We start from the raw sequence: 11124 nt of genomic DNA, 5'->3' as shown, positions 1-11124 counted from the left end.
GGGTGGTTGGGCGGGGGCGGCTGCGACATCGGATTCCCTGGGGACGCGGCAGGCCGATCGACCGGCGCCTCAAACCCCCGTAGGGCCAAGCGAATCGGACATACGGACCGCCATGGAACGACTACTGTGCGGCCATCTTTGTATCACCGGCCCCCGCGGGCCCCTCATGCACCGTCCGCCTCAGCCAGCTCCAGCCAGCGCAGCTCCAACTCCTCGCGCTGTCCCCGCACCTCGCGCAGCTCGGCGTCCAGCTTGGCGACCCGTTCGAAGTCCGTCGCGTTCTCCGCCATGTCGGTGTGCAGCTTCGCCTCGCGCTGCTCCGCCTTCTCCAACTGGCGCTCGATGCGCTGCATCTCCTTCTGCGCCGCCCGCGACAGCCCCGCGGGCTTGCCCGCGGTGCCGGAGGAGGGCTGGGCCGCCGGCTGTGCGGCGGGCGCGTTCGCCGCGGCCTCGGCTGCCGCCACCCGCTCGCGGCGCTCCAGGTACTCGTCGATACCGCGCGGCAGCATCCGCAGCGTGCCGTCGCCCAGCAGCGCGTACACGCGGTCCGTCGTGCGCTCCACGAAGTACCTGTCGTGCGAGATGACCACCAGGGAGCCGGCCCATCCGTCGAGCAGGTCCTCCAGCTGCGTGAGGGTCTCGATGTCCAGGTCGTTCGTCGGCTCGTCAAGGAACAGCACGTTCGGCTCGTCCATCAGCAGCCGCAGGATCTGCAGCCTGCGGCGCTCACCGCCCGACAGGTCACCCACCGGGGTCCACTGCTTGTCCTTGGTGAAGCCGAACTTCTCGCACAGCTGCGAAGCCGTCATCTCCCGGCCCTTGCCGAGGTCCACGCGCGACCGTACGGCCTCGACGGCCTCCAGCACCCGCAGTGACGGCTTCAACTCGGCGACCTCCTGCGAGAGGTAGCCCAGCTTCACGGTCTTGCCGGCCTTGACCCGGCCGCCCGTCACCAGGGGCGAGGGCACCTCGCCGCCGGTGCGCGCCGTGTCGGCCAGTGCGCGCAGCAGCGAGGTCTTGCCCGCGCCGTTCACGCCCACCAGGCCGATACGGTCGCCGGGGCCGAGCTGCCAGGTGAGGTGCTTGAGCAGCACCTTCGGGCCCGCCTGGACGGTGACGTCCTCCAGGTCGAAGACGGACTTGCCCAGGCGCGAGTTCGCGAACCGCATCAGCTCCGCCGTGTCGCGCGGCGGGGGCTCGCCCTCGATCAGCTCGTTGGCGGCCTCGATACGGAAGCGGGGCTTGCTCGTCCGCGCGGGGGCGCCGCGGCGCAGCCATGCCAGTTCCTTGCGCATGAGGTTCTGGCGCTTGGACTCCTCCTGCGCGGCGATCCGCTCGCGCTCGGCGCGGGCGAACACGTAGTCCGAGTAGCCGCCCTCGTACTCGTGCACGGCCCCGCCCTGCACGTCCCACATGCGCGTCGCGACCTGGTCCAGGAACCAGCGGTCGTGCGTCACGCAGACGAGCGCCGAGCGGCGGTTGCGCAGGTGGCGTGCCAGCCACGAGATGCCTTCGACGTCCAGGTGGTTCGTCGGTTCGTCGAGAACGATCAGGTCCTGCTCGGCGATCAGCAGCTTGGCCAGCGCGATACGGCGGCGTTCGCCGCCGGAGAGCGGGCCGATCACCGTGTCCAGGCCCTGGGCGAAGCCGGGCAGGCTGAGGCCGCCGAAGAGGCCGGTCAGCACGTCGCGGATCTTGGCGCTGCCCGCCCACTCGTGGTCGGCCATGTCGCCGACCACCTCGTGCCTGACCGTCGCCTCCGGATCGAGGGAGTCGTGCTGCGTCAGTACCGCGAGGCGTAGGCCGCTCACGTGGGTTACGCGGCCGTTGTCCGGGGGTTCCTGGCGGGCCAGGACCCGCACCAGGGTTGTCTTGCCGTCGCCGTTGCGTCCTACGACGCCGATGCGGTCGCCCTCGCTGACGCCCAGTGAGACGGTGTCTAGGAGGGCGCGGGTGCCGTGGACCTTGTCCACGGCTTCCAGATTGACGAGATTGACAGCCATCTCACTCCTGTACGGGGGCCTGGTCAGTCCCCAGGGTAATCATCGTGGGCGGGTGCCCGGTCCTCGTGGGGCTTCGCCCCGTGCCCCTGCTTCGTGTTGCTGCGTCTGCCCGCTTCGGGGCTTTGCCCCTTGCACCCGTTGTGGTTCCTGTCATTTGAAGCCAGTTTCCGTTCCTAATGGGGGCTTCGCCCCCTTGCCCCCGTTGGCCTCGCCGGCCGGGCGTCGGGGGGCTCCTCCCCCAGACTTCGTCCGGGGGGACCCCCACCTCTGGACTCCCCCGCCCGTATCGGGACCAGCCCTGGAGTGAAAGTGGGGGAATCCAGGGCCAGCTCGCCTCTGGAGGGGGCCCACGTGGGGAGCGGGATCAGCTGCCGTGGAGCATGAGGGCTATGCCGCCGACCATGAGGACGCTCGCGGCGGTGCGGGGCCAGCCGAAGCGTTCTTTGAAGAAGAGGGCTCCGATCGCGGCGCCCGCGATGATGGAGGACTCTCGCAGGGCTGCTACGGGTGCCAGGGGGGCGCGGGTCTGGGCCCAGAGTACGAGGCCGTAGGCGAAGACGGACAGGACGCCGCCCAGCAGGCCGCGCAGGGCTATGGGGCGTAGCTGAGTGAGGAGTTGACCACGGCGCGTGGCGATGGCGTAGGCGGGGATCGCCAGACCTTCGAGGATCATCAGCCAGGCGATGTAGCCGAGCGAGGAGCCGGACGCGCGTACGCCGACGCCGTCCACGACGGTGTACGCGGCGATGGCCAGGCCCGTACCCAGTGCGGCGACCAGGGCGGGGCCCTGGGGTGCCGCGTCCTTCGTGCGGCGTCCGCGCAGGCCCCACAGGGCGACGCCGACCAGGCCGGCCGAGGCGAGGAGGACGCCGGCCAGCTGCCAGGCGTCGGGCATCTCGTGGACGAAGACGGCGGCGAGGACGGTGACGACAAGGGGTGCGGTGCCCCGCGCGATGGGGTACATCTGCCCGAACTCACCCAGGTGGAACGAGCGCATCAGCAGCATCTGGTACACGACGTGCAGCACGGCCGAGAGCAGGAGCGGGGGCCATGCCTCTGCTGCGGGGACCGGGACGAAGAGGGCGAGCAGCGCGCCGGAGACGGTTCCGCCGCCGCCGACGAGGGTGAAGGCGAGGAGCTGGTCCCTGATGCCGTGGGCCAGCGCGTTCCACGAGGCGTGGATGAGGGCCGCCGCGAGGACGGCGGCCACGACTATGGGGGTCACTTGACGTCGGGAGAGGTCGCCTCGCGAACGTCTACGAGGATGCCGCCCGCGTGCGCGATCAGCGTCTTGGGGTCGAGCGGGAAGACCGTGTACGGGGTGCCTGCGGCGGCCCAGACGGTGTCGTGCGCGAGGAGCCCGCGGTCGGCGAGTACGCGCATCTGTGTGGCGTGGCCGAACGGGGGGACGCCGCCGATGGCGTAGCCCGTCGCGGTGCGGACGGTGTCGGCGTCGGCGCGCTTGACCGTGGCGCCGCCCAGGGCATCGCGCACGCGGGCGAGGTCGACGCGGGAAGCGCCGTCCATGAGGACGAGGAAGGGCGCCTCGTCGGCCATGAAGATCAGGGACTTGACGATCTGGTCCAGGCCGCAGCCGACCGCCGCCGCGGCCTCGGCCGCCGTGCGGGTGGCTTCGGGGAAGTTACGGACCTCGGTGTCCGAGAGGCCGAGGGTGGCGAGCGCCTCGGCGAAGCGGGGGTGTGCGGTTCCTGGCTGGGTCATACGCATGACGTTATCGCCCGGTGAACGCGCGCCGTCCTTGCGGGGGTTCGGGCCTGCGCAGGTGAGGGCCGGCCGTACGCGAGTGGCGGGCCGGGTGTGCGCGAGTGCGGGACCGGCCGGGTTCCGGCCGGTCCCGCACTCGGGGGTGTGTGACCTAGCGTGCCGCGTCCAGCACCTTGCGTACGACGGGACCCGCGTTGTCGCCGCCGTGCCCTGAGGCGGGCACCACGGCCGCTGCCGCCACGTCGCCGCTGTATGCGGTGAACCAGGCGTTCGGCTTCTTCTGGCCGTCGACCTCGGCCGAGCCGGTCTTGCCGCCGACGTCGCCGCTGAGGCCGGAGAGGGCCTCGGCCGCCGTACCGCTGGTGGCGGTGAGGCGCATCAGGCCCTTGAGGTCCTTGGCGACCGTGGGCTTCATCGTGCGGGGCGCCTTGGCGAGGGTGCGGTTGTCGAGGGAGGCGGGGACGATGACCGGCTGCTTGAACGAACCGCTCTGCACCGTCGCGGAGACGGAGGCCATGGTGAGCGGGTTCATGCGGACGGCGCCCTGGCCGATGAGGGAGGACGCCATCTGCGCGTCGGACTGGACGGGGACGGAACCGTCGAAGGTGCCGGTGCCGGTCTTCCAGTCGAGGCCGATACCGAAGACGTCACGGGCCTCCTTGGTGAGGTCGTCGTCCTTGAGCTTCTTGGCCTGCGAGATGAACGCGGTGTTGCAGGAGCGCGCGAAGCTCTGCGCGAAGGTGCCGTTCTTGATCTCGAACTTGTCGAGGTTCTGGAACTTCCAGCCGCCGTACGTCTCGTACTTGGGGCACGGGTGCGCCTTGCCCGGCGAGGCGAGGCCCTTGTCGAGCAGCATCGCGCCGGTGACCACCTTCATGGTGGAGCCGGGTGCGAGGGAGCCGCGCAGGGCGCTGTTGAAGCCCTTGGCCGGGGAGTTGGCGACGGCGAGGATCTCGCCCGTGCTGGGCTTGACGGCGACGACGGACGCCTTGCTCTTGCCCCGTACGGCCGCCTCGGCCGCCGTCTGCGCCTTGGCGTCGATGGTGGTCTTCAGCTCGCCCGGTGTCGGCTTGGACAGCTGGCGCAGCACGACGTTCTTGCTCTTGTTCTTGGGGTCGACGATGCGGGTCTGCACGCCTGCCGAGCCGTCGGTCTTGTCGCCGTAGCGCTTGCCGACGTCGTCGATGACATCGCCCAGGGTGGGGTGGTCCTCCTCGGTGAGCGGCGCCCCGCTGCGGTCGACCGCCTTGATGGGCGGGGTGCCGGAGGCGTCCGTCCTGATGGTCTGCCCGTCCTTGAGACGGGGGTGCAGCACGGAGGGCTTCCAGTCGACGACCGTCTTGCCCGTGGTCTTGTCGCGGACGACTTCGAGGGACGACTCGTAGTTGAGCGCTCCGCGCTTCTGCTTGTAGGAGATCCGCGCGGTGAGCGCGAAGGGGACCTTGGCCTCCTGCGCGGCCTTGGGCGTGAGAGACACCTTGGCGGCGCGGCCCTGGGTACGGAAGCCGCTGAGGGCCTTGTGGGCCGTCGCCTTGTCGTCCGTGAGGCGGGCCGCCTTCTTCAGGTCGCCCTGCGCCCAGGCCCCGAGGAACTTCTTGGCGGTGGCGCGTACTTCGGCCGTGCTGGGCGGGCCCTTCTTGACCTCGTCCGAGCCTCCCTTGCCGTCGTCGGAAGCGGCAACACTGCCCTGGGTGTTGCCCTCGCTCCCGCTGTCGCTGCCGACCAGGGCGTAGACGCCGACGCCGGTGAGCCCGACGACGGCAGCGGCCACCCCGCCGATGACGGCTGCCTTCTTGCTGTTCCGACTGTCAAGCATCCGAATACTGCCCCTCCACCCCGCCTCGGCCGACGCGGCCGAGGTCCTGTGCGAGGCACCCTAGAGCACGCGTGTGACAACTCGTGTCCTGGTATGCCCCATAAGCCCTGTATACCGAAGCCGTGGATTCCACGATTCACCGAAACCGGCGGTTTGGCTCCCGAAAAGGAACCGGCCGGACCGGATAGCCAGGTGCCTTCGGCCTCTTGGCCAGACGAACGAAGCGGTGCGATCGGTTCCAGAATCCCGCGTTGTGTCCGAATCGCGATCAAGTACCCACGGCTCAGATCCAGGTGTCGAACCACATCCGTTGTCGCCAGGCGTCCACCGGGATCGTCTGGCCGGTGTAGATCGGCCAGAAGTAGATGAACTCTCGGACCTGACAGGCTATATGCACCCCGACCAGTAACTTTCCCCACTGTCCGGGGCCCGTTCACCCCTCGTGGGCCGTCGCGGGGCCGTCCGGGTCATCGTCGGGCCGTTGGTAGAGCCGGTCAACGGCCCTTCGCGTGCGGCCCTCACTGCTCGGCATGAGGTGCGTGTACGTGCGGAGGGTGAACCCCGGATCACTGTGCCCGAGGTAGGAACTCAGGGCCCGGATGCTCTCCCCCGCGTCCAAGAGCACCGACGCGTAGAAGTGCCTGAGCGCGTGCATGCCGTCCTCTGCCGCGCTGGCATAGCGCTCCCCCGGTTCCGGCGTCGGGATGACACCTGCGAGGGCGAGAGCGGGCTTCCAGGCGTGATCGTTGAAGTGGCTCACGCGTACGTGGTTGCCGGCCGCTCCGCTGAAGAACAGCCGCTTCGTGACCGGCGGACCGTCCGGGGTACGCCACGGCAGAGTGACCGTGATCGGTTCGAACTCCTTCGCGTGGGCCTTGAGCACCTCGGCCACGGCGTCGGGTAGCGGCACGTCCCGCAGCTTGCCGCCCTTCGGCGGTGCAAACACGTACTTCCCCCGGATGCGCTTGAGCTGATGGGTGACGGACAGCCAACCGCCGTCGTAGTCGGGTTCGTCATCCGACAGACCGAAGATCTCGCCCTGACGCAGTCCGCATCCGGCGCCCACGTCTACCGCGGCACGGAAGCGCGGCGGTAGTTCCCCTTGGACGGCGAACACGCGCTCAGCAGTCCATGGGAGCACGCGGGGCGCCCCACGCTTCGGCCGCTGTACCGAACGCGCCTTGCAGGGATTCCGGGCCAGAATGCCGTCATCCACGGCAGCGCTGAACGCCCCTGAGACGGTCCCGTAGATGATGCTGCGGTGAGACTCCGTCGGGACCTCCCGCTCAAGCTCTCCGAGCCACGTACGGACGTGTCCGGGCTGGAACGACGCGAGGGGGCGGGTGCCGATGTACGGGAATGCGTGCAGCCGTAGCCGTCGTTCGGCCGCTTCGCGGCTATTGATCTCCGTCGTATGGGTCGCGACCCACTGTTCGGCGTACTGCTGGAACGTGATGCGCGCTGCGCGAGGATCGATGTACTCGCCGCGCGACATGTCGGCAGCCGTCCCGATGAGCCACTGTTCCGCCTGGCGCTTCTGCTTGTCGGGGAAGCTCTTGGACTTCTCCGTTCCGTCGGGACCGACGTAGCGGGCGCGGTAGCGCATGCCGGTGCCGTGCCGGTTGGTTTTGACGCGTTGGGTCTTGCCGTTCACGTCGGTGGTGGTCTTGTACCAGCGGTCTTGAATGTGGCCGGCCATGTGGCTGGTCCTTCCTGCGGGCACGCGTAGGGGGAAGGCCACGGGGCGTGGCCTTCCCCCTTCGCGTTGCGGTGTGGCTGGTGTCAGGCGGCCTGCTGCTGGCTTGTCCAAGCGGCGACTTCGGCGGGGTCGTAGCGCAGATGCCGGCCGACGCGGAATGCGCGCGGGCCGGTGCCCTTCTTGCGCCAGGCGTAGACGGTCTCCACAGGCACGCTGAAGAGCGCGGAAACATCGACGGGGGTCAGATAGCGGTCGGGGAGTCCGGCGCGGAGTGTGATCGCGGCTGGAGCCATGGGTGTCTCCTCGTGATGGAAAACCCGGGGAGCGCTGACAGAACTGACAGAACCTCGCCGCTGGGCCGCTGACCTGTGGTTATGCGCATGATTTCGGGCGTGACAAAACCTCGAAAAACTGTGACAGAACCTCTCGGTGGGAGGTTCTGTCACAGGGGCTCGGCTTGGGTGCCGGGGGTTCTGTCAGAGTTTCCGGAGGTTTTGTCACAGCCGCGATCAAGGCTGTTCGTGCAGGTCACCGGGTTATGGCGGGGGTTGTGTCAGTTCTGTCAGGCGGAGAGGGGTTTCTGTCCGGGGGCGGGAGTGAGGCGGGGATGAGTGTCGTAGCGGGGTGAGGGGGGTCGGCCGCCGCGTGTGCCACGGGGCGGGAGGGGCTGTTGGCGGATCCAGCCGTGTTCTTCCAGCAGGCGTAGGGCGGGGTCCAAGTCGCCCATGGCGGCGAAGTCTCCACGGGGCAGGCTGCGGAACAGCTCGCGGCGGTTGAAGCCGCTCAGCCGCTGCTCTCGCAGGTGCAGGAGCACGGTGTGTGCGGCGTCTCTGGCAGGGTCGGAGCCCATGGCGTCGAAGACGGCCAGCGCGTGGGCGGTGAAGTAGTCGCCCAGCTCGGTCGCGGCGGCCATGGTCTGCCCAGGGATGGGCGCCCGCCATGGGTTGTCTTCGTGGGTAGCCAGGTGCAACAGGCCGGCGATACGGGCCACCGCGCCGTCTCGTTTGCTGGCCCATTTGATGACCGGTGCGAGGGAGCCGCCCTTGCCGAGGCGCGATTCGGTGACGCGCTGGTAGGCCAGCAGCACCGCGTCCGCCTCCGGGGTCAGGGCAAGCAGCGCGGGGTCGCGCCAGTCGGCCATGTCGAGGGTGAGCCCGGCGAGGCGGCGGCTGTAGGTCTCCGACACGTCATCGGGGATGAGTTGAGGAGTGAGGTTGCGCTGACCGACGAGGGAGACGGGCAGGGCGTAGAGGAAGCGGGCGAGCAGGCCACGGCCGTCCGCTCCGTCAATACGCGAGAGCGCTCCGAGGACTTCGGGCTGCACGGCCAGGCCAATAGTGACCGCCGGGGCCTCGATGTGCTGTGCCTCGCGGCCCTGACGGTTTACGCGGACCATGTCGCCGGCGTGGCCCTTGAGGAACATGCCCATGTTGGGCTTGCCGCTGTAGCGGCCCGCGATGATGTCGAAGAGTTCACCCTCTGCGCTCAGGCACGAGATCCGTCCGCCCTGCTCGTGCAGGAGAGTTCCCACGGTCTCCGGCGTGGCGTCGTCCGCTACGAGCTGCGGCCGTGCCGGGATGGTGAACCCCTCTGCCTGCTGGGCCAGTGCGACGGCTTCAACCGTCAGCTCCTCACGCTTATCCGGTTCGGCCCCCGCCGCTCGGGCGGCGGCCTTCTCGGCTGCGGCCCTGGCGAGTTTGGCCGTGGTTTCAGCCTCGGCCCGTGCAGGGCCGGACAGTTCCACCAGTGCCTTCTCGGCAGTCAGAAGCGGTTCGGTCATGGCCGCGAAGACGGCTGACTTGCGGTTGCCTGGATCCAGTGCGACGGCGGTGTAAAGGTTCACCGGCTCCCGCCACCTGCCGCGCACGCACACGGTGGCCCGGCCGCCGGCGGCGGTCGCCAGCGCGGCCAGGGCCAGGCACCCGGCCAGGTCGGCGGGGGTCTGCGTCTCTTCTGCCACCGCGCCGACCATCGCGGCGAGCCAGTCGGGCAAGGCGTGTACGGGAAAGTCGGGCAGAGGCGGGCGCAGGGACAGCGGTACAGGCTCGTCCCAGACCGGCCCGGCGACATCCTCAGCGGTGAGTGGATCGAACCCTTCCCACAGATCGGGACTGGTCACGCGGCATTCCTCCTCTCGGTCTTGGAAGCGGTACGGAGCGGGCAGTTCTCGCGGTGTGCGGTGTGGTCCTCGATCAGTGCGAGCACCTTGTGGCGGCCGGCGGCGAAGCGGTCGCGTCCGCAGGCGCAGACGGATTTGGCGGTCGGGGTGGCGCCGTGTGGTGCGGTGATGTGGAGCCAGGCGAGCGGGTAGCGGCCGTCGCCTGTGTGCGGGTCAGGGCGAAGAGCTGAAGAGGGCGCCCTTCGGGCGGCGTTCTTCGGCGCGCTACGGCCCGTCGTGGGCGAGGTGGGTTCGGCGGTGCCGGGCTGGTCGGGGGTGGGGATGCTTTTCAGGCGGGGGGAGTTGGGGGCGCTCATGCTGTCTCCCGGGGCCGGGCCGTTCGGATGGACCAGTTCAGGGCGCTGCGCAGGGTCGAGCGGCACTCGGCAGGCGAGAGGCCGGCCGTCTCTCCCCCCGCCTGAAAAGCCGTCTCGACCACATGCCGGGGGATGTCGCCCCAGGCCACGAAGCGGCCCATGGCGCGTGCGGCGGTGAACAGCGTGTGCTCCCGCGTCCCTTCCCCTGCGGCGGTGATGCGGGCTGTCTCGCGTTCCAGCGCGACCCGGGCCACCCGCGAGGCATCACCGGCCGGTGTGATGACGGCAGGGGCGGCGGGGCGGCGGTCGACGAGCAGCGCGGCCAGCCACGCGGGCAGTTCAGCGACCGGCCCCGGGTCGGTGACCTGGTAGGTGCCGGTGGGTGTGGTGCTGCCGGGGGCGACGACGTAGCCGCCCCACGCGCGTGTGTCGATGCGCTTGGCGAGGCGTTGCGCGCTCGACTTCAGCCGCGCGCCGGACGGCGCGAGGAAGTACAGGTGCTGCCCGCCGGAGGGTGTCCGCACGCGGCGGGTGCGGGGCAGCGGCTGCCCGGCGCGCTCGCAGAGCGCCAGGAAGGCGGTTGCGCCGTCAGGCGCTCCTTCTTCGTCTGTGGGCTTGAGCGTGTCCAGATCCACCACCAGCAGCCCCGCCGGGCCCGTGGCCAGACCCACGTTGTACGGGCGAGCGGTCCACGCGGCTCGGATCAACTCCGCGTCGGTGGTGGCGCGCTGCTCGGGTGTCAGGTGCCCATTCGCGCAGCGGCCGGAGTGCGGGCAACGGTCTTGCGAGTGCCCTGCCGGGCGCTTCCCGCCCGGACGCAGGGGGAAGACGGGCCAGCCGCGTTCTGCGGCGGCCAAGGCGGCGTTGAGCAGGTCGGTGTTCATGTCCCCACCTCCGTGCTCACGGCCAGTTCGCGGTAGGTGTGTTCGCAGTCCCAAGTGGAGAGGGCGGACACGTCGTCCCCGCTCTGCGGGTAGAACGTGGTGCTGCTCAGGCTCAGGCACTCCACAGCGCCCGGTTGGGCTGCGGTCTCGCACAGCGCGTACAGCTCGTACGCGCTCGCCTCGTCCTCTCCGGCCGGAAACTCGATGAGTACATGAGCCGTCGTCATGATCTCGATGGTGTGGACGGTGACGCTCATGCGGCCACCCCCATGCGGGAGGCGAGGAAGGCGCGGCCGAGGTGCAGCGTGTAGGCGGGTGGGATGGCTTCGGTCAGTTCTTCGCGTACGTCGGTCCAGTCGATGCCCATCGCGTCCCGCATCTCCGCCACCGATGCCTTGCCGCCGCCGGCCCCGTAGGCGGCCACGTACGGCCCGTCGAAGTAGCGGCCGTGCCGCCAGCCGCGCACCCGGCCCCGGTGCGGCCGGTGCGCCGGCTGCACGGCCCTCCAGCCGCTCAGCTCGA

The 11124-nt window shown here is 69.9% G+C and carries 10 protein-coding genes and 1 pseudogene; all 11 read right to left on the bottom strand.

Annotated elements, in window-relative coordinates; all coding sequences use genetic code 11:
• Positions 1–164 precede the first annotated feature (164 nt).
• Positions 165–2003: an ABC-F family ATP-binding cassette domain-containing protein gene (locus NMN56_RS42465; RefSeq protein ID WP_274046962.1), complete on the bottom strand. Its 1839-nt coding sequence runs from the start codon at positions 2001–2003 to the stop codon at positions 165–167.
• Between the two features lie 364 nt (positions 2004–2367).
• Positions 2368–3228 (bottom strand): EamA family transporter, encoded by an 861-nt coding sequence (locus NMN56_RS42460; protein WP_274046961.1) that lies wholly within the window; start codon positions 3226–3228, stop codon positions 2368–2370.
• Positions 3225–3725 (bottom strand): YbaK/EbsC family protein, encoded by a 501-nt coding sequence (locus tag NMN56_RS42455; protein ID WP_274046960.1) that lies wholly within the window; start codon positions 3723–3725, stop codon positions 3225–3227. Before NMN56_RS42455 ends, NMN56_RS42460 begins: the two co-directional genes overlap by 4 nt.
• A 154-nt stretch (positions 3726–3879) precedes the next feature.
• Positions 3880–5544 (bottom strand): penicillin-binding transpeptidase domain-containing protein, encoded by a 1665-nt coding sequence (locus tag NMN56_RS42450; protein WP_274046959.1) that lies wholly within the window; start codon positions 5542–5544, stop codon positions 3880–3882.
• Positions 5545–5977: 433 nt separating this feature from the next.
• Positions 5978–7243 carry a tyrosine-type recombinase/integrase gene (locus NMN56_RS42445; RefSeq protein ID WP_274046958.1) on the bottom strand — a complete coding sequence of 422 codons (1266 nt, stop codon included), beginning with the start codon at positions 7241–7243 and terminating at the stop codon, positions 5978–5980.
• 83 nt (positions 7244–7326) lie between these two features.
• The gene (locus tag NMN56_RS42440; RefSeq protein ID WP_274046956.1) at positions 7327–7536 is read right to left on the bottom strand and encodes a helix-turn-helix transcriptional regulator; all 210 of its coding nucleotides are present in this window, start codon (positions 7534–7536) and stop codon (positions 7327–7329) included.
• A 269-nt stretch (positions 7537–7805) separates the two neighbouring features.
• A complete protein-coding gene (locus tag NMN56_RS42435; protein WP_274046954.1) occupies positions 7806–9362 on the bottom strand; it encodes a YfjI family protein in 1557 nt (518 codons plus the stop codon).
• Positions 9359–9718, bottom strand: coding sequence for a hypothetical protein (locus tag NMN56_RS42430; RefSeq protein ID WP_274046953.1), 360 nt, complete (start codon positions 9716–9718; stop codon positions 9359–9361). Before NMN56_RS42430 ends, NMN56_RS42435 begins: the two co-directional genes overlap by 4 nt.
• Positions 9715–10602: a bifunctional DNA primase/polymerase gene (locus tag NMN56_RS42425; RefSeq protein ID WP_274046951.1), complete on the bottom strand. Its 888-nt coding sequence runs from the start codon at positions 10600–10602 to the stop codon at positions 9715–9717. The genes NMN56_RS42430 and NMN56_RS42425 overlap by 4 nt, the downstream gene beginning before the upstream one ends.
• Positions 10599–10859 (bottom strand): hypothetical protein, encoded by a 261-nt coding sequence (locus tag NMN56_RS42420; RefSeq protein WP_274046950.1) that lies wholly within the window; start codon positions 10857–10859, stop codon positions 10599–10601. Before NMN56_RS42420 ends, NMN56_RS42425 begins: the two co-directional genes overlap by 4 nt.
• Positions 10856–11124: pseudogene (locus NMN56_RS42415) on the bottom strand (DNA methylase); the annotation flags it as partial. The pseudogene NMN56_RS42415 and the gene NMN56_RS42420, both read right to left, overlap by 4 nt.

It is taken from the genome of Streptomyces iconiensis, from assembly GCF_028657195.3.
GTDB lineage: Bacteria > Actinomycetota > Actinomycetes > Streptomycetales > Streptomycetaceae > Streptomyces > Streptomyces iconiensis.
This window is presented reverse-complemented; position numbering and strand designations above follow the sequence as displayed.

Coding starts and splice junctions, on each gene's coding strand:
- NMN56_RS42465 (WP_274046962.1), bottom strand. CDS start 2,003: ATGGCTGTCAATCTCGTCAATCTGGAAGCCGTGGACAAGGTCCACGGC.
- NMN56_RS42455 (WP_274046960.1), bottom strand. CDS start 3,725: ATGACCCAGCCAGGAACCGCACACCCCCGCTTCGCCGAGGCGCTCGCC.
- NMN56_RS42450 (WP_274046959.1), bottom strand. CDS start 5,544: ATGCTTGACAGTCGGAACAGCAAGAAGGCAGCCGTCATCGGCGGGGTG.
- NMN56_RS42445 (WP_274046958.1), bottom strand. CDS start 7,243: ATGGCCGGCCACATTCAAGACCGCTGGTACAAGACCACCACCGACGTG.
- NMN56_RS42440 (WP_274046956.1), bottom strand. CDS start 7,536: ATGGCTCCAGCCGCGATCACACTCCGCGCCGGACTCCCCGACCGCTAT.
- NMN56_RS42430 (WP_274046953.1), bottom strand. CDS start 9,718: ATGAGCGCCCCCAACTCCCCCCGCCTGAAAAGCATCCCCACCCCCGAC.
- NMN56_RS42425 (WP_274046951.1), bottom strand. CDS start 10,602: ATGAACACCGACCTGCTCAACGCCGCCTTGGCCGCCGCAGAACGCGGC.
- NMN56_RS42420 (WP_274046950.1), bottom strand. CDS start 10,859: ATGAGCGTCACCGTCCACACCATCGAGATCATGACGACGGCTCATGTA.